24 protein-coding genes are annotated in these 25,878 nt (G+C 43.5%); 12 read left to right on the top strand and 12 right to left on the bottom strand.

All coding sequences use genetic code 11. From position 1 onward, the window contains the following. Nucleotides 1-7 precede the first annotated feature (7 nt). The gene (locus tag AC3FZD_RS19080) at nucleotides 8-1,183 is read left to right on the top strand and encodes a class I SAM-dependent methyltransferase (RefSeq protein WP_488737533.1); all 1,176 of its coding nucleotides are present in this window, start codon (nucleotides 8-10) and stop codon (nucleotides 1,181-1,183) included. 29 nt (nucleotides 1,184-1,212) lie between these two features. Here AC3FZD_RS19080 and AC3FZD_RS19075 read toward each other — a convergent pair whose 3' ends face one another. From AC3FZD_RS19075 to AC3FZD_RS19050, 6 genes are all read right to left on the bottom strand, one after another. Further along, nucleotides 1,213-1,767, bottom strand: a complete 555-nt coding sequence (locus AC3FZD_RS19075) for a DUF924 family protein (protein ID WP_488737532.1) — start codon at nucleotides 1,765-1,767, stop codon at nucleotides 1,213-1,215. Between the two features lie 134 nt (nucleotides 1,768-1,901). Next, a complete protein-coding gene (locus AC3FZD_RS19070; RefSeq protein ID WP_488737531.1) occupies nucleotides 1,902-3,437 on the bottom strand; it encodes a PAS domain S-box protein in 1,536 nt (511 codons plus the stop codon). Nucleotides 3,438-3,519: 82 nt separating this feature from the next. Then, on the bottom strand, nucleotides 3,520-4,551 hold the full coding sequence (gene glsA / locus AC3FZD_RS19065; RefSeq protein WP_488740391.1) for a glutaminase A: 1,032 nt from the start codon (nucleotides 4,549-4,551) through the stop codon (nucleotides 3,520-3,522). Between the two features lie 37 nt (nucleotides 4,552-4,588). Continuing rightward, nucleotides 4,589-5,386 (bottom strand): MinD/ParA family ATP-binding protein, encoded by a 798-nt coding sequence (locus AC3FZD_RS19060; RefSeq protein WP_488737530.1) that lies wholly within the window; start codon nucleotides 5,384-5,386, stop codon nucleotides 4,589-4,591. 104 nt (nucleotides 5,387-5,490) lie between these two features. Beyond that, on the bottom strand, nucleotides 5,491-6,387 hold the full coding sequence (gene menA, locus AC3FZD_RS19055; RefSeq protein ID WP_488737529.1) for a 2-carboxy-1,4-naphthoquinone phytyltransferase: 897 nt from the start codon (nucleotides 6,385-6,387) through the stop codon (nucleotides 5,491-5,493). Nucleotides 6,388-6,503: 116 nt separating this feature from the next. Then, on the bottom strand, nucleotides 6,504-7,205 hold the full coding sequence (locus AC3FZD_RS19050) for an exonuclease (protein WP_488737528.1): 702 nt from the start codon (nucleotides 7,203-7,205) through the stop codon (nucleotides 6,504-6,506). Between the two features lie 169 nt (nucleotides 7,206-7,374). On the opposite strand from AC3FZD_RS19050, the gene AC3FZD_RS19045 reads away from it, so the two are divergent. Both AC3FZD_RS19045 and AC3FZD_RS19040 read left to right on the top strand, forming a co-directional pair. Beyond that, a complete protein-coding gene (locus AC3FZD_RS19045) occupies nucleotides 7,375-8,394 on the top strand; it encodes a helix-turn-helix domain-containing protein (protein WP_488737527.1) in 1,020 nt (339 codons plus the stop codon). 27 nt (nucleotides 8,395-8,421) lie between these two features. Next, nucleotides 8,422-11,148 carry an ATP-binding protein gene (locus AC3FZD_RS19040; RefSeq protein ID WP_488737526.1) on the top strand — a complete coding sequence of 909 codons (2,727 nt, stop codon included), beginning with the start codon at nucleotides 8,422-8,424 and terminating at the stop codon, nucleotides 11,146-11,148. Between the two features lie 6 nt (nucleotides 11,149-11,154). On the opposite strand, the gene AC3FZD_RS19035 is transcribed toward AC3FZD_RS19040, so the two are convergent. Then, entirely contained in the window at nucleotides 11,155-11,553 is a 399-nt protein-coding gene (locus AC3FZD_RS19035) for a type II toxin-antitoxin system VapC family toxin (protein ID WP_488737525.1), read from the bottom strand. A gap of 33 nt (nucleotides 11,554-11,586) precedes the next feature. Continuing rightward, on the bottom strand, nucleotides 11,587-11,886 hold the full coding sequence (locus tag AC3FZD_RS19030; protein WP_488737524.1) for a hypothetical protein: 300 nt from the start codon (nucleotides 11,884-11,886) through the stop codon (nucleotides 11,587-11,589). 152 nt (nucleotides 11,887-12,038) lie between these two features. Between AC3FZD_RS19030 and AC3FZD_RS19025 the strand changes: the two genes are divergently transcribed. The 4 genes from AC3FZD_RS19025 to menD all read left to right on the top strand — a co-directional run bounded on the left by AC3FZD_RS19025 (nucleotide 12,039) and on the right by menD (nucleotide 15,918). After that, entirely contained in the window at nucleotides 12,039-12,857 is an 819-nt protein-coding gene (locus tag AC3FZD_RS19025) for a DNA-methyltransferase (protein ID WP_488737523.1), read from the top strand. A 474-nt stretch (nucleotides 12,858-13,331) separates the two neighbouring features. Then, nucleotides 13,332-13,619, top strand: a complete 288-nt coding sequence (locus AC3FZD_RS19020; RefSeq protein ID WP_488737522.1) for a type II toxin-antitoxin system TacA family antitoxin — start codon at nucleotides 13,332-13,334, stop codon at nucleotides 13,617-13,619. Next, nucleotides 13,619-14,137 carry a GNAT family N-acetyltransferase gene (locus AC3FZD_RS19015; protein ID WP_488737521.1) on the top strand — a complete coding sequence of 173 codons (519 nt, stop codon included), beginning with the start codon at nucleotides 13,619-13,621 and terminating at the stop codon, nucleotides 14,135-14,137. Before AC3FZD_RS19020 ends, AC3FZD_RS19015 begins: the two co-directional genes overlap by 1 nt. Nucleotides 14,138-14,172: 35 nt before the next feature. Further along, nucleotides 14,173-15,918, top strand: coding sequence for a 2-succinyl-5-enolpyruvyl-6-hydroxy-3-cyclohexene-1-carboxylic-acid synthase (menD, locus tag AC3FZD_RS19010; protein WP_488737520.1), 1,746 nt, complete (start codon nucleotides 14,173-14,175; stop codon nucleotides 15,916-15,918). A 26-nt stretch (nucleotides 15,919-15,944) separates the two neighbouring features. Here the strand turns inward: menD and AC3FZD_RS19005 are convergent, their stop codons facing one another. From AC3FZD_RS19005 to AC3FZD_RS18995, 3 genes are all read right to left on the bottom strand, one after another. After that, the gene (locus tag AC3FZD_RS19005; protein ID WP_488737519.1) at nucleotides 15,945-17,933 is read right to left on the bottom strand and encodes an amylo-alpha-1,6-glucosidase; all 1,989 of its coding nucleotides are present in this window, start codon (nucleotides 17,931-17,933) and stop codon (nucleotides 15,945-15,947) included. Nucleotides 17,934-17,997: 64 nt separating this feature from the next. Continuing rightward, nucleotides 17,998-19,002: a pentapeptide repeat-containing protein gene (locus AC3FZD_RS19000; protein ID WP_488737518.1), complete on the bottom strand. Its 1,005-nt coding sequence runs from the start codon at nucleotides 19,000-19,002 to the stop codon at nucleotides 17,998-18,000. Nucleotides 19,003-19,442: 440 nt separating this feature from the next. Beyond that, nucleotides 19,443-19,673, bottom strand: coding sequence for a hypothetical protein (locus tag AC3FZD_RS18995; RefSeq protein ID WP_488740428.1), 231 nt, complete (start codon nucleotides 19,671-19,673; stop codon nucleotides 19,443-19,445). A 250-nt stretch (nucleotides 19,674-19,923) separates the two neighbouring features. On the opposite strand from AC3FZD_RS18995, the gene AC3FZD_RS18990 reads away from it, so the two are divergent. From AC3FZD_RS18990 to AC3FZD_RS18975, 4 genes are all read left to right on the top strand, one after another. After that, nucleotides 19,924-20,646, top strand: a complete 723-nt coding sequence (locus AC3FZD_RS18990) for a biliverdin-producing heme oxygenase (protein WP_488737517.1) — start codon at nucleotides 19,924-19,926, stop codon at nucleotides 20,644-20,646. Between the two features lie 147 nt (nucleotides 20,647-20,793). After that, the gene (locus AC3FZD_RS18985; protein WP_488740390.1) at nucleotides 20,794-21,048 is read left to right on the top strand and encodes a DUF4212 domain-containing protein; all 255 of its coding nucleotides are present in this window, start codon (nucleotides 20,794-20,796) and stop codon (nucleotides 21,046-21,048) included. 45 nt (nucleotides 21,049-21,093) lie between these two features. Further along, on the top strand, nucleotides 21,094-22,785 hold the full coding sequence (locus AC3FZD_RS18980; RefSeq protein ID WP_488737516.1) for a sodium:solute symporter family protein: 1,692 nt from the start codon (nucleotides 21,094-21,096) through the stop codon (nucleotides 22,783-22,785). Nucleotides 22,786-22,877: 92 nt separating this feature from the next. After that, on the top strand, nucleotides 22,878-24,362 hold the full coding sequence (locus AC3FZD_RS18975; protein ID WP_488737515.1) for a UDP-N-acetylmuramoyl-L-alanyl-D-glutamate--2,6-diaminopimelate ligase: 1,485 nt from the start codon (nucleotides 22,878-22,880) through the stop codon (nucleotides 24,360-24,362). A gap of 12 nt (nucleotides 24,363-24,374) precedes the next feature. Here AC3FZD_RS18975 and AC3FZD_RS18970 read toward each other — a convergent pair whose 3' ends face one another. Next, the gene (locus AC3FZD_RS18970) at nucleotides 24,375-24,689 is read right to left on the bottom strand and encodes a hypothetical protein (RefSeq protein ID WP_488737514.1); all 315 of its coding nucleotides are present in this window, start codon (nucleotides 24,687-24,689) and stop codon (nucleotides 24,375-24,377) included. 181 nt (nucleotides 24,690-24,870) lie between these two features. On the opposite strand from AC3FZD_RS18970, the gene trpS reads away from it, so the two are divergent. Beyond that, nucleotides 24,871-25,878 carry a tryptophan--tRNA ligase gene (gene trpS, locus AC3FZD_RS18965; protein WP_488737513.1) on the top strand — a complete coding sequence of 336 codons (1,008 nt, stop codon included), beginning with the start codon at nucleotides 24,871-24,873 and terminating at the stop codon, nucleotides 25,876-25,878.

Here is a 25,878-nt window from a genome sequence, read left to right as displayed (position 1 = left end):
GGGAGTTATGACTCTAGCGCAAAATCATCCCCAGTTGTGTTCATGGATTAAGGAGAAAATTAGGCAGTCGCCAGAGGGCCGGATTTCCTTTGATCGGTATATGGAATGGGTGCTGTATCACCCTGAGTTTGGCTATTACAGTGCCTATCAGACAAAAATTGGCAAATCTGGCGATTACTTCACTTCGTCCAGTCTAGGGGCAGATTTTGCCCAGCTTTTAGCCCGGCAATGGGGGCAAATGTGGCAGATTTTAGGCTGTCCAGTTCACTTTTCGCTGGTGGAAATGGGTGCGGGAACGGGACAAGTGGCGGCGGATGTGTTGGGGGAATTGGAAGCGAATTATGGCGATTTTTTTCAGAGTCTCGACTATGGAATTATGGAAAAATCTCCAGGCTTAAGGGCGATACAGAAACAGAATTTAGGGCCTTGGTTAGGAGAAAAACCGCGAGTTCACTGGTATAACTGGGAAGATTTAGACTCGATTCAGGGCTGTTTTTTTTCTAATGAATTAGTCGATGCGTTTCCAGTTCATTTAGTGGTGCGTTCTGGGGAACGGCTGCAAGAGGTGTTTGTTACCTTGGATGATGAGGAGAATTTGCTGGAGGTGGTAGGGGAGTTATCTACGCCTAAATTAGCTGAATATTTCGAGCATTTGGGGATTGATTTATGTTCGGATGCCTATCCAGAGGGCTATCGGACGGAGGTGAATTTAGGGATGTTAGACTGGTTGGAGGCGATCGCCACCCGCTTAGATCGGGGTTATGTGGTTACCATTGATTACGGCTATACTGCCCAACGCTATTATCAACCAGGGCGCAGGAGGGGAACTCTACAATGTTATACCCGCCACCATCGCCATGATTGTCCCTATATCAAGATAGGCTATCAAGATATTACTGCCCATGTGGATTTTACCAGCCTAGAACAGGAGGGTAAACGCTGGGGACTAGAGCCATTAGGGTTTACAGAGCAAGGGTTATTTTTAATGGCTCTGGGATTAGGCGATCGCCTAGCCGCCTTATCACAAAGTTCCCTCTCTGTGACGCAACTGTTAAGCCGTCGAGATGCTTTACATCAGCTGATCGATCCCCTGGGTTTGGGTGGGTTTAAGGTGTTGATTCAGGGTAAGGGATTAACGGAGCAGGAGAGGGGGAAAACTTTACAAGGTTTAGCCCACCCGTAATACTGTTGAACCGGATATGATATAAGCCATTAAAATGATGAACCGGGTTGTTTGAGAAATTCAGTTTCTTCTGGTGTAGACAACCGACCTAAAAGATGATTTCTGTGGGGATAGCGTCCAAATCTCTCGATGATTTCTTTGTGCTTGTATTCAAATTTAAGATTGGACTCCAATCCCGGTTCGCTAAATAATTCTACTGCTCTTTCATGAATTTGTAGTGATTCGCTATGCATGAAGGGTAGATAGAGAAATGACTTTTGTTCGAGGGTAAGAGATTGCTGAATTTGACAGGCGATCGCCTCTTGAGCTAGGGCTAATGCTAAGGAATCGAAGGCAAATGCTAAGGCTTGATTGCGATATATGTTTCTAGAAAACTGATCGAGAATGATAATTTCGGCTAATCGCCCTAACGGTTCTGTCCGCCAAGGGTAAAGTTCGCATAACGTTGCTTGATGATGGATTGGATTAAAGCGATCGCTAATTAGGCGATCGAATGTTTCATCTTTCTGCCACCACTGTTTCGGATCGATTTCTGCAAACCAAAGTTCAATGATTTCTCGATACTCCATACAAATGCAGTTCATCTTAAGATTGGATTGTGGTTATTATAGCTTATCCTGAGTGCCTGGAGGTGGGAATAATTGCCCATTGCGAAAATCATCCCGGAACCCTGATTTCATTACCCTTAATTAGGCCAACTCAATCGGTTAGTCAAAGGCTAAAAATCATCATCGTCAAATTTCAGCATTTCTAGTTCAGATTGTAGCTCTAGAAAATAAGAGCTTTGAGTAATTTCTTGTACTTGGCGATCGCGCTTTTGCTGATCAATCTCGATGCGTAGTTCAGCCACCTGACGCTTCAAATCTTGCTCTTCCTGTTTACGTTTGGTAATGTCCTGAACAATTCCCTCATAATAGAGGACATTTCCTGCATCATCGCGCACCGCTCGTGTATGTTCAGATAGCCAGATTTTCTGACCATCCCGATGATACACTTCATATTCCCAATTTTGAATCGTTCCATCCGTTTGCATTTTCTCTTGAAACCAAGAGCGATCTTGAGGATTCACATAAATTTGTTCTTGTATTTGATTGATACTATCCATCAAGTCTTGGGGAGAATCATATCCATAAATTTGAGCCATGGCTGGATTAACACTTATATATCGGCCCCCTGGAGTCGATTGGAAAATTCCCTCTAGGGCATTTTCAAAAATACTGCGATAATTTTCCTCAGCGATGCGTAGAGCTTCTTCTGCTTCTTTGCGCTGGGTAATATCAAATCCGACCGTAACAATAGCTTGACCTTGATTATACTTTTGAGCAACGACCAAAATATGCTGCTTTTCTCCCAAAATCTCTAAGCAAAGTTCCTGAGACATCTTAGTTTCTGGACTGGCAATAAAGCAATTGATAAATTCATCAAAGTTACCCTGTTGTCCCAGAAAACCAATTTCTTGATTAATGAAGTCTTCTACTGGCAACCCAACCCGTTCAGCTAAGTAAGAATTCACCCCCAGATAATAGCCATCACAACTCACCCAAGAGACTGATCCAGGGATGGCATCTAATACGGCCTTTAATTGTTCTTTAGCAGAGTTTAAGTCAGCTTGTGCTTGTTTGAGGGTGTGAATATCGGAGAGGGCCCACAAAATGGTTTCTTCTCCTTTATACTTTAAGGAATGTAGGGAAGCGTTGACCCAAAATTCTTGGCCATCGCCAGTACAACAAAGTAACTCTGATCCCTTAATTTCACCTTCTTGGGCAAAGGTTTCTAACAGATTTAGATAATCTTGTTGATGATAACAATAGTTGCCAATGGACTGACCTACTAAGTCTTGTTCTGATGTTTGAAAGTTTTTACGGGCGGTTAAGTTGGCATATAAAATTTCACCCCTATCAATTCTAGAAATTAAAACCGAAACGGGCATCGCTTCAGTAATCGATTGAAACTGTTCTTGGGTCTCTTGCTTGGCTGCTGTTGCCTGATTCTTGAAATCATCTTCAATGTAAGAAGAATGATCGGTAATGGTTTCGATGAGCAGTTCTAGATCGGCTTTTTCTTGCTGAACTTCTTTTAGCTCCTGCTTTAAGTGAACTAACTCTTTAAACAGATTTTCTCTAGGACGGTGATTGAGGGAGTGAATATATTCGCGGACTAGATCGGTTTTTGTCAGGTGAGTTTCTTGACAATAGGCATCTAGGGTTTTCAGTTCTTCCTCTGATAAAGGAATAGTTAATACAGTTTTCGTCACCCTTTTCACTCCCCCAGTTTGCCTTCTATCCAAAGCTTGATCTTATCTTAAATAGGGGTGGAACGATCCCTATAACTGCTGATTATTCCCATTCATCAACTGAGTCTCCTCCAGCAATCCATTCTTGCAGACTTTTGTCTGCCGATCGCGCATTGAACAGGTGCAGGCCAAAATCACGGGAGAGGTCTTCACAGACTTTAATTCCCCGCACACTATTACCTTTCTTATCGAGTAAAGGAGAAAATGTACCAATGCCTAATTTGCCGGGAACTACGGCAGTTATCCCTCCACCTACGCCACTTTTAGCAGGAATGCCGACTCGATACACCCATTCTCCGGAGTAATCATACATGCCACAGGTGAGCATGACGCTGATTACATCTTGAACATATTGGCTATCGATGGCTTGTACTCCGGTAATGGGATTAATGCCGCCATTGGCAAGGGTAGCTGCCATAACTCCTAAATCATGGGCAGTAACCATAATGGAGCATTGTTGAAAATAGAGGTCTAGGGTTTCTTCGATGCGATCGCTCATCATGCCAAAGTTGAGCATTAGATACGCCATAGCCCGGTTGCGGTTGCCTGTGCTTTTTTCCGATAGAAATACGGGCATATTCACGGATAGGGCGTTGCCGGTGTAGCGCTCGAACATATCTAAAATACGCTTTAATCGTTCCGTTGCTCCCTTGCCTTTGATTAAGTCAGCAGTGGCGATCGCTCCTGCATTGACCATGGGATTATAGGGCCGGTTGGTCGCTTCATCTAGGACAATGGAATTAAAGGCTTCTCCTGTTGGTTCCACACTTACTTTGCTATTCACATATTCGCGCCCATTATCTTCTAAAGCCAAGCCATAAACAAAGGCTTTCGAGATGGATTGAATGGTAAAGGCTTGTTGGCAATCACCCACTTCAAAAACTTGTCCATCTTGGGTCACTGCACAGACTCCAAACCAGTCTGGATTAGCTAGGGCTAATTCTGGGATATAGTCGGCTACAGCCCCTTCTGAGTTGCTCTGATATTTTTCATGCAGATCGTTTAGATACTGCCGAAAGGGAGAAGCTACTGCCTGAATGGAGCTGGCTAAAGATTGTAATCCGCGATCGCTCATCATGTTTTCTGACTGCCCATTTTAATTTTTTTTAGGTTTAGCTCATAATCATTTGAGCTACGTTTTGAAATTCTCGACTAATGATGTGATCGGGATACTTCACACAAAACACCCCTTCACTAGCCAATTGCACAACATCTTCAGATAGGGGAAATACCCCAGCTACTGGCTGTCCATAGGCTTGCTCTACCTTCTGTTTAAGCGCTTCCAAATTGAGGCTACTTAAGGCTTTATTAATGGTTAGCAACATCCGACGAACTTTCAAGTGTTGGGCTACATCAACGGTAACTGCTGTCCCTTGATAATCTTGTTTATCTGGGCGTAAGATCAAGATTAAAACATGGGAAATAGCAATCGATAAAAAGGTTTCTTTAGACAAGCCCGGATGGGTATCAATAAATAGGTAATCCAGTTGCAGAGTTTTGACGAGCTTACGAAATCCATCATTGAGTAACTTGACATCATAGCCTTCACTCAAGATCCGGGATATATCGTCTGCTTTGATGCTTGAAGGGACTAAAAAAAGCTTGCCTGCTCCTGTGAGTCCAACGGAATCACTCACGTCATAGGCTGCTTCTTCAATTCCCACTTCTCCCCACAAGTAGTTATTGAGGGTGTTTCCACTTTTTCCGGGTTCTTCTATACCTAACAAGTTATGAATCCCTGGGGAAGGAACGTCTGTATCAACAATACCCACCCGCATTCCCTGTAAGGCTACTGTTGTTGCTAAATTAGCCGTGAAATTCGATTTTCCTGTTCCGCCACGATAGGAATGAACCGAGACTACTTTAGGTTTTCTTTTCGGGGTCTCACCTGCACCTGTAGATTCCGCCATATATATGTTCTCACAGTTTTAAGTCTATTTAACTTAACCCCCTATTATAGAATGCTGTATTTAAATTGTCTAGACGCAATTTAGTTAGATCAATGAGCTTATTGTCATAAAATAAACCCTAAACCTAATAAAAGTCCACTGAGAAAGTGAAAATTAACGGCGATAAACTTGCTGTTTTTCACTTGTTCGGGTTGGTCATGATAAGTCAGGACATGATGACAAAGTTGCACGGCAAGGGGGATGCTGAGGAAACTGAGGGCTGTCCATTGGGGAAAGTAGCCTAGAATGATGAAAAGGGCGATCGCCGCAAACACAGCGATACAAGCTGCCAACAGCAGTTGAGCGCCCTTTTTTGTCCCCATACGGACAATGGGAGAGCGCTTTCCAGCCGCGATATCGTCTTCTACTTGATGGAAATGGGAACAGAACAAAATGATACTGGTAGTAATGCCGATAATAATCGACGCTTTCAGGTTAGCCGTTGACCAAGCCGGGTTTTGGGAGTAATATGCGGCACAGACGGCTAAGGGGCCGAAGGTAATCCAACAGATGATTTCTCCTAAACCGAGATAGCCCAAACGAAAGGGCGGCCCTTGATAGGTATAGCCGAGAAAAACCGCTAGGGCAATCAGTTCTAGAATCAGGGCATCCTGTTGCCACCAAGCAATCAAAACCAGTTCTAGAGCAGCTATGGCTAACAGAGCATTGGCGATCCAAAAGACCAAGCTTTTATTGCCAGTTAAATTAACGACAGAATGGTGTTTGTTAACATCAATGCCGGTTTCCGAGTCAAAGACATCATTGCTTAAATTCAGCCAGGCTACAATCAGGATAGCCGCCGTAATAAACGTTGTAAAAATTGACCAGTTGAAGATTCCTGTTTCCGCGAAAGCCACGGCACTGCCCACCCAAATGGGAATAACGGCAACACTGTACATGGGGGGCTTAATGGCAGCTAACCATAGCTTTTTTCGGGGAATAGGAAGGGTAGGCGTAGTCATGGAACAGTACGGGACGTTGTAGACAGGATGGAAAAGTTTCTAATCTTTCACCATACCATGATTCGCCTATGGTTGCTTAGAACAAAAATGGATAATTTTTAATCTGTCCCTGTAGTTTAGGCTGAGATTGAAAGATTTTGTATTTGCCAAAATTGAGCGACTCGCGCTTGCCATTGATGCCAAAAGTGGCTCATTTCTTGAGGTTCAAATAAGATGATATCGACTTGATCGGGAGTTGAGCGAATGAGTAACGCATGATTAATTTTTAAGTTGTGCTTTAAGCCATATTGACGGTTCACTGCACCACAATAGGCCGCTAATTGTAAGCACTGATCAGGATAAATGGGTTTTAGGCGATCGCAGAATTTGAAATCAATTACACAAGGGATATTACCCCAACTGGCGACACAATCTACACGACCTGCATAGCCTTCATAAAAGTGAAATAGGTTTCCTTCAACTAGCCTGACCTCCTGAATCTGCTCTAAATAGGGCAATAAATGATGCCAATGCTCAGTAATGAGTGCAGGACAGACAACAGTTTGACCTTGCCAGTAGTGCTTGAGGTGTTGGTGTCCTAAAATTCCCCGTTGGCGGGAAGTAGCACAAATGCGGCTGGCTTCAGCTTGTCCAACGCGCCGCCGCCACTGAAACAGACGTGCTTTATCAGCAGCAGATTGAGTGGCTCGGACAATAGAAGTATAGCTAGGAAGCCGATTACCATAGCGATCGATCATATAACTAATGCCATTTTCGCATTGAGATTGTGCAGTATAGGCAGGAAGGGGAGCATCAGACCACAGTTCAGATTTAGTCATGGTTGTCTTTTCTTTTGAACTCAATATCCCTATCTTCTCCCTGATGCCTGGATTTGTCTGTAAGGGAATGTAGGAAGATATACTTTGAATTATGTAAGATTTTGTGGGAAAATGTAGGAAAAATGAGGATTACGCTTCATTGACTCCATGATATTGACTAACATTGGCTATGATGACTGCAAAAGACGCTTTCACTAAAATTCAAGCTCTTCTCATACAAGCAAACCGACCATTCAATGATCTTGAGCAAAATATTTTTTATGGAATATGGGAAAATTTAAAATATCAAGACATAGCTCAACAACATGGCTATTCAGCAGAGCATATTCGTGCCACAGCCAGTAAGATGTTTAAAAACATTAAGCATGTCACCCATCAAGATGTTAACAAAAGTAATCTAAAGTCCTCTCTAGATAGTTTCTTTCAATCCCGTAATTTATCCACCTTTGGAACAGATCAAGGGGGTATGAGTATCGTTCATCCATCAGGCAACCCTTTTACTCCTCTAACAGGTGTAATTAACGATCCCAGACATTTTTTCAATCGAGAGCGAGATATCAGAGATATATTTGAAAAATTACATGCTAGTGGGGGTGTAGCGTTAATTGGAGAGCGACAAATTGGCAAGTCCTCACTACTCAAGCAAATGAGTCGAGAGACGGAACAATTAGCACAACTGCAAACCCAACCCATTTACTTAAACTTACAGGGTCTAGAAAATGAAGATGAATTCTACTGCAATTTATGTGATGAATTACAAATTGAACAAGTTAGAGGCTATCAATTGAAGCGTGTGTTAAAGAAACATCGACTACTGTTACTGATTGATGAAGTTGAAAAAATGAGAAGCAATGGATTTACCCTGGAAATTCGCGATAAATTACGAGGATTTGCAGAAGGGGGATTAATCAAATTAGTTTTGGCAGCGAGTCAATCGTTAGATATCATCTTTGCCGATGAAGATTCAGAAGTAGGAACCTCTCCCTTAGCCAATATTTGTTCACCCCAAAAGCTAGAGAGATGGAATGAATCAACGTCTCATTCATTTATTGAATCGCGCTTAGAGCCAACACAAGTTAGATTTACAGAAGAGGAGATTGTGCAAATCATTGCCGAAACTGAAGGACATCCTCAGCGTTTGATGGAAAAGTGCTACGAAATATATAATCATTATCTGGACAATCAGTAATTTTGAAATTCAGTGGACTAGAAAAAAATGACTAATTCAAAACCCATTCTTCGTTTAGATTTAGAGCCAAAATTGAATCGACCTTTACAGCTTTGGAACCCTTTAGATTACTTGCGCTTGTTGTACTGGATTTTTTACTTTCCTCAAGCATTGATATGGTATGAGAAAAAATTTTGTAATGACTCTTTAAAAGCAGACATTAGACAACCAATACAGCTATTAAATGAATTCAAAAAATCGCCAATAAGGATATATTTTTATAGCCAAACAACAATTATATTTTTTTCTTTGTCATTGCTTTTATTTTGGTTTTTATATAATCCAATTTTAGATATTATTAAAATTAATTGGAAATTGGAAAATAAAATATCATATCTATTGAGTGTAATTTGCATCTATTATGTATTACGAAAAATATTTTATACTAAGCAACTTAGATTGTATTTTGAGCTTATTACATTTACAATAGCTCTTTTTCTTCCCTTATTAATAATTCACACTCATACTTATGGATTGACAAAAATAGGAGTATATTCATTCTTAATTTTTTCATTTCTTTTTTCTGTGTTGTTAGGATACAAAATCATACAAATTGAGCGATTCAATAGTCATTTAAGAAACAGTAATTTTAAGTATAAAATAAAGCTTGATAAAGAATCGGACTCGATTTTAATAGATTTTCCATCAAAAAAAATTAATTTTTATTATAGGATAAAAGGATTTGTATTCAAATCCATTAAGAATACAATTAATAAGTTTTATGGTTTTCTAGTCCTATGTCCTATTATCTTATTATGTATTTTTTTTCTTTTATCAAACAAAACAATTACAGATTATTGTGTGATTACAATAACATTTATTCTAATTAGAATCGATGATTATATCATAATTTTTATTACAGGAATTATTACAAAAAAATATCAATTTATTCCTCACATTACTCTTCAACCTATGCCCTTCTTGTTTCCTGCTTTGATCAATTCATTAAAACAAGACTGGGAACAAGGTTTGATGAATCTAAAACAACTTTCTTGTTATACGTTACAAGATAATCTGATAATATATACAATAACCAAAATATTAGAATATAAAGATCCTCATGAAATCATTTTGTACTTAACTCAACTGTCAGAAGGTCGAAAGATTTATCCATATCAATTTCTGATACCTCTTTTGACAAATGCTCGAAGACTAAGCGAAGATACTCGTATTGCTATTGCTGGTTTTTTGTACCTGGAGTTGAAAGCAGCAGATGTTGCACAATGGTTTTTTTATCACATACAACATCTTAGTTATGGCAAAGAAATGTTTATTTTAGCTCAGACTTTAGATATTGGTAATAATGTAACCGATTTCTTTAGTCTAAACGCATGTACATTATCTGCCATTCCTCCAGAACCCTTATTACGTCCTACTAGCTGGGAAGCAATTAAACATTTCCATAATACGATTGAAGATATACGCTTAGTCCAACGTAGTCCATCTAGATCAACCCGTTCTTTGGCATTAAATCGTGCTTTAGGAGAAGTAACGACCATTATCAATCAACAAGATGGCTTACCAGAAGCTGAACGAGGATTAATTGTTCAGATTAGTGAAACTTGGCAAGAGATTCTGCTTCAGGAAACCGCCAAGATAGGCGACTTTAGCATTACTGAACCGGTTCATAATCCCTATAGTATCGGTAGTCCGGTGATCGGTAAACGGTTTGTGGGACGGGAAGATATTATGCGAAAACTGGAAGAATATTGGATAACGGGAGAAAAGCTACAGTCGGTGATTCTATTTGGCCATCGACGTATGGGTAAGACTTCTATTTTACGCAATGTTTCCACTGCTCTTGGCTCAAGGGTAAAGCTGGCTTATATTAATGTACAGGGATTGGGGAATAATTTAGCAGAATTTTTGATTGGGATTAGTGATGAAATTTCTGAAGTCCTTGAAATCTCTCCTCCTAATGATGAAGAATTTTTCAAGCTTACCTATATCACATTTAAACGCTACTTACGAAAGGTTGAAAAACAGCTAGGACAGAACAGGCTGATTATTGCTTTAGATGAGTTTGAAGCTATTGAACGCTTAATTAATGATGGAAAAATTGATCCAGACTTTATGGATTCCTTGCGTAACAGTATTCAACAAAGTCAAAACATAACATTTGCTTTAGCTGGATTACATACTTTAGATGAAATGACAGCAGATTATTTTCAACCCTTTTTTGCCAGTGTGATCCCCATTCGAGTTAGCTTTATGACAAGGGGAGCAACTGCGGTTATTCTTGCTAATCCAGAAGATGAAGATTTTCCCTTAGACTACCAACCCGAAACGATTGATGAAATTTATAACTTGACTGCGGGACAACCCTATTTAGTCAACTTGATTGGGTTTCAATTAGTAGGACGCTATAACGATCGAGTATTTGAACAGGGATATCCCCGCGATCCTCAGTTTACCTTAGCAGATCTGAATGGGGTGATTGACAATGTTTTGGAACAAGGACGTTACTATTTCGATGGAGTTTGGAAGCAAGCATCTCAAGGAGAACCCGGACAAAAAGAGATTTTACGCGCTCTTGCTCCCTATCCCACTGGACTGGATCGAGAAACTCTTAGTCAAACCACAAACCTTGATGTAGAAATATTAGAAGCAGCTCTCACTTGCTTACAAAAGCATGATGTAGTTATAGAAGAAAATGGCAAAATCAAGATTATTGTTGAATTATTTTGTCGTTGGGTTGAAATTGAGAAAACCTAGGGAATTTTAAGTTGGAGTGAGCAAGCGTAGATGGGGAATATCTAAAAAATCTTTTACATTGTGAGTAACCAAGGGCAGATCGTGACGTAACGCGGTGGCTGCAACCCAGGCATCTTGCGGCGAAATAGGCTTTCCTATTCTTTGGCGACTCCCCCGAATCTTTGCCCACTGAAGACACAGGGGTTGATCGCTGGGAATGACCAAGTAATTCGATAAATACGATTCTAATTGTAGCTGTCGGCGATCTCCCCACTGACGAAGTATGGCCCATTGAAACAGTTCAGCCACGGTCATAAAAGAAAGAGCTAATTGATGACCCATCAAAAGCGGCATATAGGGTTGGGCATAATCACTACCCTTGAAGATAAAAGAACTGATATCTGTATCAATTAAAATTACCGCCATACGATACCTTTTGAACTCTTTCTATCTCTAGGGTTAACTATCCGCAATTATTCCCCGTTGTTCCCGCAGAAACTCTAAGAAATCTTCAACCGCATCTTCTTCTGGCCAAAAATCAGCTACCCATTCCTGAGCATCTTGAAATGTTCTGGGATGTTGACTCTCTATTAGTTGAGATAGAGATACCCCTTGCCAAAACTGAGTATTCTTGTTTTCTAGATCCCTTATCTCATCAGAAGACCTGTAATAAGCTTGTAACTGTCTCAGAACCTGTTCCTGTTCCTGCACTGACAACCGATGGATCGCTTGCATAACTGTTTCAATTTCTGGACTCATTTGAATTTAAAAAGTAAAATGATTTTCTTCATTATAAGTCAATCTGTGATAATGAACAACGAAGACACAAAGAAAACCCTGGAATCATGGCTTGACAGTAACTTTGAGGATCTCATACTATAAATAATATCGTCACGGAAAACTTTATCGGCATGAAACACAATAATCAAATTTTTACAGGTGATTGCCGAGAAGTCTTACGCCAATTTCCAGAACACTCTATTTCTGCATGTATTACCGATCCATCCTACAACTATGAATTTATTGGGCACAAATGGGACGATCCAGAGATTAAGCGACGACTCAATAAAGCCAAAGATAGTAGCACTCTGGTGAAAAATATTCCTTATGGAAGTGCTTTAGCTGGGGGAGTTCGGAATCCTCGATGGTACGAGCGAGTGAGGGAAAATATTCTCAATTATGAGCAATGGTGTTATGAATGGGCCATTGAAGTATTTCGAGTGTGTAAACCGGGTGCAATTGTTGCCGCTTTTAATAGCAGTCGAACCATGGCCCATGTTCAAATTGCTCTTGAAAAAGCGGGTTTTTATACACGAGATTGTCTGGTTTATCGGCGCTCTAGTGGGATTCCCAAGGGTCTTAATTTGCAATCTAAACTCAAGCAAAAAGGCGTGGATAATTATCAAGATTGGGAAGGCTGGCATAGTTGTTTAAGGAATGAATGGGAAGCAATTGTGGTGGTGCAAAAACCTCTGGTTAATAATTATGTGGAAACGCTGCTTGAATATGGAGTGGGCTTGTTTCATACGCTTAATGAAGATGATTCATTTCAATCGAATATTTTAGAAGATATTCCACGGGAAAAACATATGGATTACAATGTCCACTGTACGGTCAAACCTTTGGCGTTGATGGAAAAGTTAATCGATCTTTTTGTTCCTCCTTCCACAGAGCATATTATTTTAGATCCTTTTGCGGGTTCAGGAACCACACTGGTAGCGGCGAAGTGACTGGGACGCAGTTATTTAGGGATTGAAATTGTTCCAGAGTATGTGGAGATTATTGAAAAGCGTTTGGAAGATACGGAATTTACATCAGAAAATTCATATTCTGCTGACGTTAAACCCGATCAACCCGATCAATCTTATACGCAGATGCTTTTGCCGTTAGATATGCTTTCAGATCAAAGCCAGTGAGTTCAGTCAGGTACTCAAATGTAGATTCTCCTGTGAAAATAGTCCACCCACTCGACTGACAGGCACTGATAGCTGCGGGTAGATTATCCTCACGTACAATTAATAATGTAGGTTCATAATTTTGTTCTTTCAGGAGTATGGAAAAGTCTCTAATCTTTGACCATACCACGATGCCACGATGCCCCGATCGCCTGCTTAACCAAAACTGACGTTATGTTAGTGTTGACATACGGCAAATTGCCGTATAAGCTTGATTCATAAGGTTGTTACATTTATGGGTCTCATACTATGGCGACTAAAACTCCTAAAACATCATCAGCACGGTTAGAAGCTCGTATCAGTCAGGAAACTAAGGCTCTAGTGCAAAAGGCGGCTGACTTAGAAGGACGAACTCTTACTGATTTTGTTGTTGCAAGTGTGCAAGCAGCCGCATACAGAGTTATTGAACATCACCAAACTTTGAAGCTTAGTATTGAAGATAGTGAGGCTTTTGTTGATGCGATTCTCAATCCTCCGAAGCCTAATGAAGCTTTGAAATTGGCTGCTTTACGATACAAGCAAACGATGTCAGTTTAATGATTCTCAAAATCAATCTTCTTGATAGTCGCAAGCACATCCGTTCAAGCTTTTGCTGTGGGCAAGAGAGTTTAGATACTTATATTCGTAAGCAAGCCTCTCAAGATCTCAAAAAACGAGTCTCAACTGTATTTGTTTTAACTAATGATCCTGAGATGAATGTTTTGGCATACTATACGCTCTCTTCTTACACGGTCAACGTTATCGCTTTGGAGGAGAATTTTGCTAAACGATTACCCCGTTACCCAGTCTTACCTGCAACACTATTAGGTCGTCTTGCTGTTGAGAATGAGCAAAAAGGTAAGCGGTTCGGTGAACTGCTATTAATGAATGCTCTTAAAAAGTCTCTAGATACAACTATGCAAGTGGCATCTTTAGCTGTAATTGCAGAAGCTTTCGATGAAAGAGCCTTGAGCTTTTATACAAAATATGGATTTAGACAATTTAATCAGGAACCGATGAAACTGTATTTGCCGATGAAATCTATTGAAGAGCTTTGCCAAAATTTTGGAATTTAGCCTATCTCCCCATCTCCTCACCTTGAGTCTCAACTATGCCAATTGATTTCCGTAACCTGAATATGCTGTGGGCTTCGATTTTGGTGGAAACCTTGGAGCGTTTGGGGTTAACTACGGCGATCATTTGTCCTGGTTCTCGTTCGACTCCGTTGACTGTTGCTTTTGCTGCTCAAAGGGGGATTGAAGCGATACCGATTTTAGACGAGCGTTCGGCAGCATTTTTTGCTTTGGGACGGGCGAAAAAATCCGGGTTAGCGACGGCTTTAGTCTGTACTTCGGGAACAGCAGGGGCTAATTTTTATCCAGCCGTCATTGAAGCAGCAGAAAGTCGAGTTCCCTTGCTGGTATTAACAACGGATCGCCCCCCGGAATTACGGCAAACCCATGCCGGGCAAACCATTGACCAAGTGAAGCTGTATGGAAATTACCCCACTTGGCAAACGGAGCTAAGTTTACCGGATGTGGATCTTTTAGCCTATTTGCGCCAGGCGATCGCCTATGGATGGGAACGCACCTTAAGTCCAATTCCCGGCCCCGTCCATGTTAACATTCCCTTTCGAGACCCCTTAGCGCCCATTCTGCAACTGGATCTGGGCATTCGGGAAGAAGCGTTTGATCTCGATCGCTTCTTTGGGTTTTTAACCCCCCGTTCTGCCTCAGTATCGAGCATCGAAATAACACCTGAAGTAGTGCAAACCTGGTGCAAGGATCGGCGCTCTTCCCGTGGCATCATTATTGCGGGAGTCGCTGCACCCCATAACCCAGAAGCTTATGTAAAGGCGATCGCCCATTTAGCCAAAACCCTTAACTTTCCCGTCCTTGCCGAGGGACTCTCCCCTGTTCGCAACTATGCCCATCTCAATCCCCATCTGATCTCCACCTATGACCTAATTCTTCGCAATTCTGAAATTGCCCAAGAATTATGCCCCGATGTCGTCATTCAAATTGGGGATTTTTCCACCAGTAAAGAGTTGAGAAAATGGCTCAAAGAATGCAATCCTCGCCAATGGATTATCGATCCCAGCTATCAAAATCTTGACCCCCTGCACAATCAAACCCAATTTTGGCGCTGTTCCATTGAACAACTCTCCCGTTGCCTCCCAGAATTTCCCTCTGAACCTAACCCCTATTTAGAGCGCTGGTGTGCCTTAGAGCATTGGGGGCGATCGCACCTAGATCAACTATTAGAAAAAATAGATCGTTTATTTGAACCCAAAGCGGCTTGGTTACTCTCCCAAATTCTGCCCGAACATACGCCGATCTTCATTTCTAATAGTATGCCCGTGCGCGATATGGAATGGTTTTGGACTCCCAATAGCCTCAAAATACATCCCTATTTTAATCGCGGAGCCAATGGTATAGATGGCATTCTTTCTACGGCTTTAGGAATAGCCCACCATCATCAGCAACCGAGTGTTTTACTCACCGGAGATTTAGCCCTCTTGCATGATACCAATGGCTTTTTAATCCGTCCCTATTTCCAAGGTCATTTAACCATTATTTTAATGAATAATAATGGGGGCGGGATTTTTGAGAATTTACCTATTTCTGAATATAATCCCCCCTTTGAAGAATTCTTTGCTACGCCTCAATCCATTGATTTTTCCCACTTATGCCATACTTACAACATTGAGTATTATCTTGTGGAAAGTTGGGATCGGTTTCGGCATTATTTAGCCCAATTACCCCATCGGGGAATACGGGTTTTAGAAATTCAGTGCGATCGCCGTTTAGATGCCCAATGGCGCAAGCAAATTTTTACCAATTTACACCTTTATTAGATCTAACCTTTTTTAATTTTTAATTTTTAATTTTTAAGTGATATAACTTGCCAAGCTCGTAAAGTTTCCGACACGCTCCAAGCTTGGGCGATACAACCCCTGGGGGTAAAGGGCGGATCGCCATCAAAGATTTCACTGATACTGCCTATTCCATGAGTGTATAAATGGTGTGCCATGGGCCGGAGGAAACTGAGGGCGCGATCGGGTTGGTTGTAAACTTTGAGATGGGCGATCGCAAAGGGCCCCAATAACCATCCCCAGACTGTACCTTGATGATAGGCTCCATCTCGATGGGCGAGATTGCCACCATAACGACCGACATATTGGGGATCGTCTGGACTGAGCGATCGCAACCCATAGGAAGTCAGCAGCGATCGCCCGCACGCCTTCACCACCCCCCGTTGCTGTGCTAAAGTCAGGGGACTTTGGGGTAAGGAGACAGCAAAAATCTGATTCGGGCGCAAGCTGGGGTCACTCCCTTTAGGTGTATCAATTACATCATGACAACATCCCAATTCACAGTTCCAAAAGCGCTTAAACCCTTTCTCTGCTTCTTGTACAAGCTTTTCATACTCTCGTTCATCTTTTCCTAATTTGCGAGAAAATACGACCATTGTATGCAATGCATTATACCATAGGGCATTCACTTCTACGGGCTTACCCTGCCGGGGAGTGACCACCCAATCCCCATATTTAGCATCCATCCAAGTTAACTGGGTCATGGCTTCTCCGGCATACAAGAGACCATCTTCGGGGTCGCGATGGATATTATACCGAGTTCCGCGACAATGCCAGTCGATGATGTCGGCTAAAATGGGGAAAATTTCGGCTAAAAAGCAGCGATCGCGGGTCGCCTGGTAATATTGACGAATCGCTTCAAAATACCAGAGAGTCGCATCCACCGTATTATAAGCCGGGTCTTCTCCCCCATCGGGGAACACATTGGGCAACATCCCCCGATCCACATATTGGGCAAAGGTAGCCAATAATCTCTTGGCTACTTCCGTGCGTCCTGTGGAGAGGGTTAAACCGGGTAGGCTAATCATCGTATCCCTACCCCAGTCGGTAAACCAGGGATAGCCCGCAATCACGGTTTGCCCTTGGGGGTTATGGGAGAGGGGACGACGGACAATAAATTGATCGGCAGCAAGAATTAACTGTCGAATCCAATCTGGAGCCTTTTCGGTGTTCAGATAGGGTGTAGCTTGCCAACGATGAAGTAACTGCTGTTCGTAGTTTTTTTGCTGCTGTAGAGCTTCTTTCGAGTCCAGATTTACCTGATTCTGGGTACTAGCAACTAGGGTTAGGGAGTCTCCTGGGTTGAGGGATGCACTGAGGGTACAACAGTGGAAATGGTTGTCACGATCGCCGTCTCCCCGATAGCGCTCCATTGCCAGATCGTATCCTTGTATCCAGGTGTCCTCTAAGGTGAATTCTCCTCCAGAGCTGAATATATACCAGGGGATGGACGATCCAGAGGTTTCCAATTTTACCCCAGAGTCGATCTTCTGGGTGTGGATAATGAACTCTAGATCTTCTTGCAGCAGATTGTAGGGGCGATAATTCGCGATCGCCTTAATAGATAGAGTCACTGGGGTACTACCGCGCACCAGATCGTAGCGAATGTAGGTCGTATTTTCCCCTTGCTGCATCCAGATCCGTTTTTCCAGCAGGGCATCCCCAAGGGCAAATGTCCAGACGGGGATTGTGCCCTCTAAGCGGAAACTCTCCAGGTGGCGATCGCCATATCCCTCAATTTTACCGCCCACCCATCGATTCGTGAAGAGGGGATAGGATTTTTGGCCATAGGTAACGGTTTCATCGAGTTTAGAGAACAACAGAGTACGTTGTACCGGAGGTTTCAGAGCTGCCACTAACAACCCATGATAACGGCGACTGAGGCTAGAGGCGATCGTCCCCGATGCATAGCCCCCGATACCATTGGTGACTAACCATTCGCGGGACTGGGCGATGGCTGGATCGCCACAAATTTCCCGTCCTACCTCAATCACCATAAGCTTTTTTTTCTCCGCGATCTACTCTTTGCCAGACTCTAGAGTACACCATTGTTGAGTCCATCTAGGCATGGATATTACCATCCGGCATCATCGCCCCCTCTAAATTCGCCCCTTGCAAATCTGCACCGATCAAAGCGGCATCCCGCAGACTTGCACCGCGCAGATCCGCCCCCCGCAAACAAGCACCATCTAGGTTAGCCCCCCACAGATAAGCCCCGCGCAAATCCGCTTCACTCAGATCCGCCCCCCGCAGATCCGCTAAATTGAGATTTGCCTCCGTCAAATCCGCTTTCCGCATATCCGCTTCACACAAATTCGTCTTCATCAAATTCGCTTGAATAAACTTACCCCCTTTGAGGATCGTCTCATGCATATCCGCTTGTTTCAAATTCGCTTGATCGAAATCGGTAAAGCGCATTTGGGCATAACTCAGATCGGCTCCCACCAAATTAGAGCCTGCCATTTTTGCCCCATTTAACTTCACTGCATCCAACTCTAAGCCACTAAAATTCATCCCTTGCAGCTTCAAGCCATTCAAGAATGCACCGCTCAGTTTCACTCCATTTAAACCCGCTCCTTGCAGATTCGCTCCACTTAACCGCGCTCCCGATAAATTCGTCCAATTCAGATTAGCGCCCTCCAGATTCGCTCTTCGCAAATTAATCCCATTCAGGTTTGAACCACACAGATTCACCCCTGGCATCTTTGCCCGAAACAGCGTCACCCAGCTCAAAATCGCTCCACTCAATTTGGCTCCCGTCAAATCCACTTTCCCCAAATGAGCGCCTCGCAAATCCGCTTTTGTCAAGTCCGCTTCTATTAACACTGCCCCTTGCAACTTCACATAGCTCAAATTTGTACCATACAAAAATGCCCCATTCAGGTTGGCTTCTTGGAGAAAACACCGCTCCAAATAAGCCCTAGCTAAAGAGGCTTCTTTTAAGTTCGATCCTGACAAATTGGATTTCGCTAACTCCACACCAATTAAGTTGGCATAGGTTAAATCTGAGCCGCGAAAATCCCGTTCCCCGTGAATATAGCGTTGTAATAATTCATTAGCGTCCATGAGATTCCTCTCCTATTTTCTTACCGTTTTGTCATCAAACTTATCTTTTTGAAACATTGACCTTAACAACTGTTATTTTTTCTCCTCCCTAACCCCGGCAATCGTTATCCCGTAAAGCCTCTAGCTACCCAGGCTTACCTTTATTTTGGCTTTCTCAAAGGATTTAGCCCAGCCCTATACTTCCACTCTTGACCGTTGACGATTTTGAGGATTGCTTATTTTGCACTCCAGTTAGGAGCTTTAGTTTATACTTTCTTCAGTCTTGCACAGATCGTCAACCTATTGGTTTAACTGTAACAAACCTTTAAAAACAGCAAGAAATAGTTATATTTTGCCCTTTATCTTCCCAGTCTTGCCCTTCACCATAAGGGGGATACCGCCGATCTTTATCATCTTTAAAATCAGCAATTTTCACCCCATCATCATAGAGAATTGCTTTTTCAGCTAAGATCAGGATTGCTAGAGTTGCAGACAATATCCGAGACCGATTTCAGGTTGCGCTTGTAAAGAGTTTCTTGGCGAAATTCCATATCGCGGGGATAGAGAAATGCTAGATCTAAATCTTCTTGGGAATTAGAAGAATCTACTAATGGGTTTAAGGGGGTTTCTGACTGACGAGCTGAGGGGGTATACGGGCTATGGGGAAACTCGGATAAGTAAGGATCGGTCATCACAGTAGCGCTTCCTGGTTCACACGGGGCTACTCCAGAATAGCAGAAGGGCAGACCGGAAATCCCCTGGGAGGCGATCGCCGATGGGTATCTTCCCCTAAGTTTAAGAAACTTAATGTAAAGGTTAATCAAATCGTTCTAAGGTAACACTATAGAGGGTGAGTAACCAACCCTAAACCCTTTGTGGAGACTTGCCCAAAGGATTCTTTTGAGATCGTCTTTCATTTTCAAAATCGGGAACTGTTTTAGGATGAGTACCAATTTAGCGACTAAGCTCCGCGAGGGCACAAAAAAAGCCCACACCATGGCGGAAAACATGGGTTTTATTAAGTGTTTCTTAAAAGGAACCGTTGAGAAAGGCTCTTACCGACAACTGGCCGGTAATCTCTACTTTGTGTATTCTGCTATGGAAGAAGAGATGACTCGTCATCAAAATCATCCCGTTTTGGGGCCTCTCTATTTTCCAGAACTGAACCGTAAACAGTCCATCGAAAAGGATTTAGCTTTCTATTATGGCAACAACTGGCGGGAGGAAGTTAGCCTATCTCCAGTTGGCCAAGAGTATGTGAACCGGATCAGAGAAGTTTCCAATGAACAACCGGAATTACTGATTTCTCACCTCTACACCCGATATATGGGTGATTTATCCGGTGGGCAAATTCTCAAGAAAATTGCCCAAACTGCGATGAATTTACCAGAGGGACAGGGAACCAGCTTCTATGAGTTTGCTGATATCCCCGATGAGAAGGCATTCAAGAATAACTATCGCCAGATCATGGATGGATTACCCGTTGATGAGGCGATGGCCGATCGCATCGTAGAAGAAGCGAATGCGGCTTTTGGCATGAACATGAGAATGTTTAATGAACTCGAAGGCAGCTTAATTAAGGCGATCGGACAACTGTTGTTTAATAGCCTCACCAGACGGCGCAATCAAGGCAGTACCGAACTGGCAACGGCTGCCGACAGCTAAATAACTCTACCCCAATGGGGTGATTTTTGCTGTCACTCTGTTGCTGTTGTAAGACTCTGTAAATTGGGTTTGAACAGTAACAGATTGACAGCATTGTTATATCAATTAAAAATTAAAAATTAGAAATTAGAAATGGGGATTTGGATGATGAATGAAGAGGAAAGGCGAGCTTATTGGCGGGAAAATACCACATTAATTCGCAATTTATTAATCATTTGGGGCGTGGTTTCCCTGCTTTTGAGTATTTTACTGGTGACTCCCCTAAATGCCATTACCCTAGGCACAGTTCCCCTAGGGTTTTGGTTGGCTCAACAGGGAGTTATTTATGTGTTCGTGGTTTTAATCTTTGTCTATGCGATCCAGATGGATCGGATTGACCATAAGTATAAGCGAGACGAGTGATGATGAAAGAAATTTTTTAATATTAGAATGATTGAGGAATAAATAATGGGTGTAGAGGTTTGGACATTTTTGTTAGTTACCCTATCGCTTTTGCTTTATCTCTATATTGGTTGGAGGTCTCGCGTTAAGGATACTAAAGGGTTTTTTGTCGCCGATCAAGGGGTTCCGGCGATCGCCAATGGTGCAGCAACAGCAGCAGATTGGATGTCAGCCGCTTCCTTTATTTCCATGGCTGGGTTAATCTCATTTTTGGGCTATGATGGCTCGATTTATTTGATGGGATGGACAGGGGGCTATGTATTATTAGCGCTGTTGTTGGCTCCCTATTTACGGAAATTTGGTAAATATACGGTTCCCGATTTTGTGGGCGATCGCTATGATTCCAATATTGCCCGACTGGTCGCAGTGGTAGCAGCGATCTTTATTTCCCTCACCTATGTTGCCGGACAGATGCGCGGTGTGGGGATTGTCTTTAGTCGCTTCCTGCAAGTAGATGTCAATACCGGGGTCATCATTGGCATGGCGATTGTCGCCTTTTTTGCCGTCCTCGGTGGCATGAAAGGCATTACTTGGACGCAAGTTGCCCAATATGGCATTTTAATTGTCGCCTATTTGATTCCGGCGATCGCCATTGCCTGGTATCTCACCGGTAACCCAGTTCCCCAACTCGCCTTTACATTCAGCGATATTGTAGACAAGCTCAATCAAGTGCAAGTGGATCTGGGGTTCGCCGAATATACCCAACCCTTTGCCAACAAAACCATGCTGGATGTCCTGTTTATTACCATTGCTCTGATGGTCGGCACAGCCGGACTCCCCCATGTAATCGTTCGCTTCTATACCGTTCCCAATCCCCGCGCCGCCCGCTATTCCGCAGGGTGGGCGCTCCTGTTTATCGCCATTTTATATACCACCGCTCCCGCCCTGGCTGCCTTTGCCCGCTATAACCTAATTGATACCTTGCACAATAAAACCATTGAAGAGGTGCAACAGCTAGATTGGGTGACCAAATGGGAAAATACGGGACTGCTGGCCTTTGACGATAAAAATGGGGATGGCCGGATTGAGTTAACCCCCGATCCCCAAACCAATGAAATTACCATTGACCGCGATATCATTGTTCTTGCAACTCCAGAAGTAGCCAATTTAGCGCCCTGGGTGATCGCCTTAGTCGCTGCTGGTGGGTTAGCGGCTGCCCTGTCCACCGCTTCTGGGTTGCTGTTAGTGATTTCCAGTTCCATCGCCCATGATGTCTATTATCGCCTGATTAATCCGGGAGCCTCCGAGTCGCGCCGGGTAATGGTGGGGCGCGTTATGGTCGGATTTGCGATCGCCGTTGCCGGTTATTTTGGCGTTAATCCTCCCGGTTTTGTGGCTCAAGTCGTCGCCTTTGCCTTTGGGTTAGCCGCAGCCAGCTTTTTCCCAGTCATTATCTTGGGTATCTTTGATAAGCGTACCAACAAAGAAGGGGCGATCGCCGGTATGGTTTCCGGTCTAATCTTTACCACCTTCTACATCATCAGTACACAATTCTATGGGATGCCCCTTTGGTTCTTCGGCATTTCTGCTGAAGGCATTGGTACAGTCGGCATGATCCTGAACCTGATGATTGCTCTGACCGTTTCTCGATTAACCCCGACTCCCTCCCTTGAAATCCAGGAAATGGTCGAAAATCTTCGCACCCCCGACCATGGCCCCCCGGCTCTGGCGGATATTGGCGAAGACGAGCTAGATTAAGCCCATACCCTAGAAACCCGGTTTCTTGCCATTCTTAGCCAGTTGACGCATAGTAAGTAACAATTCCCGTTGAATTGCTAAGGTCTGTTTCTATGAAATTACGCGAGTTGCTCTCTAACGTGAGTGGATTAGGGGAAGTGCCTTCCCATCCTGCCTTAGACCTGGAGGTAACAGGATTAAGCACGAATTCCCATTCTTGTCAACCGGGAGATTTGTTTATGGGAATGCCCGGAACTCGCGTGGATGGGGGAGAGTTTTGGCCGAGTGCGGTGGCGACAGGGGCGATCGCCGCGATCGTCTCTGAGTCCGCCCTCAGTAAGCATCCTCTCGGAGAAAATTGTGTAATCTTGGGTACGGATATGGCGAAAGTATGCGCGGAAGTCGCCGCCGCCTTCTATCGCTATCCTGCCCAAACCTTATCACTGGTCGGAGTCACAGGAACCAATGGTAAAACCACAACCACTCACTTAATTGAATCTTTTTTAACTCAAGGACAAAAGCCAACGGCTCTCCTGGGAACCCTCTACGCGAAATGGCCGGGATATCATCAAACGGCAGTTAATACCACTCCCTTTGCGGTTACCCTACAAGAACAGCTCTCAGACGCTGTATCAGCAGGATGTAAATATGGAGTAATGGAAGTCAGTTCCCATTCCCTCGATCAAAAACGGGTTTGGGGCTGTCCGTTTGAAGTGTCTGTTTTTACGAACTTGACCCAGGATCATCTGGACTATCATCGGACGATGGAAGATTATTTTGCAGCCAAAGCCCTGCTGTTTAGTCCAGATTATCTCAAAGGAAAAGCGATAATTAATTTAGACGATCCCTATGGCAAACGGTTAATTGAGCGCTTATCCCCAGAACAGGTTTGGAGTTATAGCACCGAAGATCCTGCGGCCGATCTATGGACAAGTGATTTAGAATACCAGCCCAAAGGAGTGAAAGGTATTTTACATACCCCCCAAGGGGAGATGGCCTTTGAGTCCCCCTTAGTCGGTCAATTTAATGTCTCGAATCTCTTGGCGGCTGTCGGTGCTGGCTTACATCTGGGGATTCCCTTAGAAACTATGGTATCGAGTTTACCGCAATTCTTGGGCGTGCCCGGACGAATGGAGCGGGTGAGTATCAATCCCGATCAAGAGATTACGGTGATTGTGGATTATGCCCATACTCCGGATAGTTTAGAGAATTTACTTAAAGCTTCCCGTCCATTTATTCCGGGGCGGATGATTTGTGTGTTTGGCTGTGGAGGCGATCGCGATCGCACGAAACGGCCGATCATGGGTAAAATTGCTGCCGAATTAGCCGATGTACCGGTGGTGACCTCCGATAATCCCCGCACGGAAAATCCGGAGCAAATTTTACAAGATATTCTTGCCGGTATTCCCCAATCTGCCCAACCCATTGTCATTGGCGATCGCGCTCAAGCCATCCGTCAGGCGATCCTAGAGGCAAAACCCGGAGATGGGGTTTTAATTGCTGGAAAAGGCCATGAAGATTATCAGATTTTAGGGACAGAAAAAATCCACTTCGATGACCGAGAACAGGCGAGATTAGCCCTAGGCGATCGCCCCTAGGTTGGTTTGAATCTACTGCTCTTGCACTAAGCGCAGATAATTTTGCTGTAACTGGATGGTTTGCTCAGTCATGCGATCGGAAAGTTCTTTTTCCACATTGGTGAGTTCTTCCCAAAAAAGAGCAGAACGGTTAGCGCGGATGGTTTCTTCCCAGAGAAGAGCCAGCAGCGCGGCTGCTTGGGGATTTTCTTCGGCGAGGCGATCGCACCATTGCCGAAATTCTGCTTTGGCTTTTTCATGGGTTGCCAGATTCTGAGCCAGTTTAATGCATTCTTGCAGTTGTAGGCGATCGCTCTCCCCTGCTCTTGCATCCGATCTTGAATCCATATTTCAGTTCATCCTCAAAATTTAACCATTGGTTCCAGATTAGTGTATTGTAATAAAAATTAACACCCAAAAACCACCTCTCCTGGTCGTCCTTTAGGCGGGAGATTCCTTAATCCTGGTTTTTGGCTGTAGGTTGCAGCTTAACCTGCCCAACTTTGACCTCTCCCGTTCCCGAAAAAGCATGAGTAAACAGCGCATTCTTTCTGGTGTTCAACCCACTGGCAATCTTCATCTCGGTAACTATTTAGGTGCGATCCGGAACTGGGTTGAGGGACAAAGCGAATATGAAAATTATTTTTGTGTGGTCGATCTCCATGCCATCACCGTTCCCCATAACCCAGAAACCCTAGCCGCCGATACCTATACCATTGCCGCTCTCTATTTAGCCTGCGGTATCGATTTAGAGCATAGCACCATTTTTATTCAGTCCCATGTACCCGCCCATAGTGAATTAACCTGGCTTTTGAACTGTATTACTCCCCTAAATTGGTTACAAGATATGATCCAGTTTAAGGAAAAAGCGGTTAAACAAGGTGAAAATGTGGGCACAGGGTTGTTAGATTATCCAGTGCTAATGGCGGCGGATATTTTGCTCTATCAAGCCGATCGCGTGCCGGTGGGAGAGGATCAGAAACAACATTTAGAACTCACCCGTGATATTGCGGCTCGCTTTAATCATTTATATGGTAAAGGAGAAACGGTGCTGAAGTTGCCCAATCCTTTGATTAGAAAGGAAGGAGCGCGGGTGATGAGTTTGACCGATGGCACGAAAAAGATGTCAAAATCCGATCCGAGCGAACAAAGTCGGATTAGTTTACTCGATCCTCCAGAGGCGATCGCCCGCAAAATTAAGCGCTGTAAAACCGATCCGGTGCGGGGCTTAGAATTTGATAATTTAGAACGGCCAGAATGTCATAATCTCTTGAGCCTTTATATGTTGCTCTCTGGACAAACCAAGGAAGCAGTGGCAGCAGCATGTCAAGAGATGGGATGGGGACAGTTTAAGCCCTTGCTGACAGAAACGGTCATTGCAGCCCTTAAACCCATTCAAGACAAATATCAGGAAATTATAGGCGATCGCCCGTATCTAGAATCAGTCTTGCGCGAAGGTCGGCAAAAGGCAGAGGCGATCGCCGTTTCTACCCTAGCTGAAGTCAAAGCAGCCCTGGGCTATTCTACTCCTTTGTAA

Source organism: Roseofilum sp. KMC-1, from assembly GCF_057802075.1.
This window is presented reverse-complemented; position numbering and strand designations above follow the sequence as displayed.

What these genes read in the sequence shown, in the direction of transcription:
- AC3FZD_RS19045 (WP_488737527.1), top strand. Translation starts at nt 7,375, where the DNA reads ATGATGACTGCAAAAGACGCTTTCACTAAAATTCAAGCTCTTCTCATA.
- menD (WP_488737520.1), top strand. Translation starts at nt 14,173, where the DNA reads ATGCCAATTGATTTCCGTAACCTGAATATGCTGTGGGCTTCGATTTTG.
- AC3FZD_RS19015 (WP_488737521.1), top strand. Translation starts at nt 13,619, where the DNA reads ATGATTCTCAAAATCAATCTTCTTGATAGTCGCAAGCACATCCGTTCA.
- AC3FZD_RS19040 (WP_488737526.1), top strand. Translation starts at nt 8,422, where the DNA reads ATGACTAATTCAAAACCCATTCTTCGTTTAGATTTAGAGCCAAAATTG.
- AC3FZD_RS19020 (WP_488737522.1), top strand. Translation starts at nt 13,332, where the DNA reads ATGGCGACTAAAACTCCTAAAACATCATCAGCACGGTTAGAAGCTCGT.
- AC3FZD_RS19075 (WP_488737532.1), bottom strand. Translation starts at nt 1,767, where the DNA reads ATGAACTGCATTTGTATGGAGTATCGAGAAATCATTGAACTTTGGTTT.
- glsA (WP_488740391.1), bottom strand. Translation starts at nt 4,551, where the DNA reads ATGAGCGATCGCGGATTACAATCTTTAGCCAGCTCCATTCAGGCAGTA.
- AC3FZD_RS18975 (WP_488737515.1), top strand. Translation starts at nt 22,878, where the DNA reads ATGAAATTACGCGAGTTGCTCTCTAACGTGAGTGGATTAGGGGAAGTG.
- trpS (WP_488737513.1), top strand. Translation starts at nt 24,871, where the DNA reads ATGAGTAAACAGCGCATTCTTTCTGGTGTTCAACCCACTGGCAATCTT.
- AC3FZD_RS19025 (WP_488737523.1), top strand. Translation starts at nt 12,039, where the DNA reads ATGAAACACAATAATCAAATTTTTACAGGTGATTGCCGAGAAGTCTTA.
- AC3FZD_RS18980 (WP_488737516.1), top strand. Translation starts at nt 21,094, where the DNA reads ATGGGTGTAGAGGTTTGGACATTTTTGTTAGTTACCCTATCGCTTTTG.
- AC3FZD_RS19000 (WP_488737518.1), bottom strand. Translation starts at nt 19,002, where the DNA reads ATGGACGCTAATGAATTATTACAACGCTATATTCACGGGGAACGGGAT.
- AC3FZD_RS18995 (WP_488740428.1), bottom strand. Translation starts at nt 19,673, where the DNA reads ATGACCGATCCTTACTTATCCGAGTTTCCCCATAGCCCGTATACCCCC.
- menA (WP_488737529.1), bottom strand. Translation starts at nt 6,387, where the DNA reads ATGACTACGCCTACCCTTCCTATTCCCCGAAAAAAGCTATGGTTAGCT.
- AC3FZD_RS19080 (WP_488737533.1), top strand. Translation starts at nt 8, where the DNA reads ATGACTCTAGCGCAAAATCATCCCCAGTTGTGTTCATGGATTAAGGAG.
- AC3FZD_RS19060 (WP_488737530.1), bottom strand. Translation starts at nt 5,386, where the DNA reads ATGGCGGAATCTACAGGTGCAGGTGAGACCCCGAAAAGAAAACCTAAA.
- AC3FZD_RS19030 (WP_488737524.1), bottom strand. Translation starts at nt 11,886, where the DNA reads ATGAGTCCAGAAATTGAAACAGTTATGCAAGCGATCCATCGGTTGTCA.
- AC3FZD_RS19005 (WP_488737519.1), bottom strand. Translation starts at nt 17,933, where the DNA reads ATGGTGATTGAGGTAGGACGGGAAATTTGTGGCGATCCAGCCATCGCC.
- AC3FZD_RS18990 (WP_488737517.1), top strand. Translation starts at nt 19,924, where the DNA reads ATGAGTACCAATTTAGCGACTAAGCTCCGCGAGGGCACAAAAAAAGCC.
- AC3FZD_RS18970 (WP_488737514.1), bottom strand. Translation starts at nt 24,689, where the DNA reads ATGGATTCAAGATCGGATGCAAGAGCAGGGGAGAGCGATCGCCTACAA.
- AC3FZD_RS18985 (WP_488740390.1), top strand. Translation starts at nt 20,794, where the DNA reads ATGAATGAAGAGGAAAGGCGAGCTTATTGGCGGGAAAATACCACATTA.
- AC3FZD_RS19050 (WP_488737528.1), bottom strand. Translation starts at nt 7,205, where the DNA reads ATGACTAAATCTGAACTGTGGTCTGATGCTCCCCTTCCTGCCTATACT.
- AC3FZD_RS19035 (WP_488737525.1), bottom strand. Translation starts at nt 11,553, where the DNA reads ATGGCGGTAATTTTAATTGATACAGATATCAGTTCTTTTATCTTCAAG.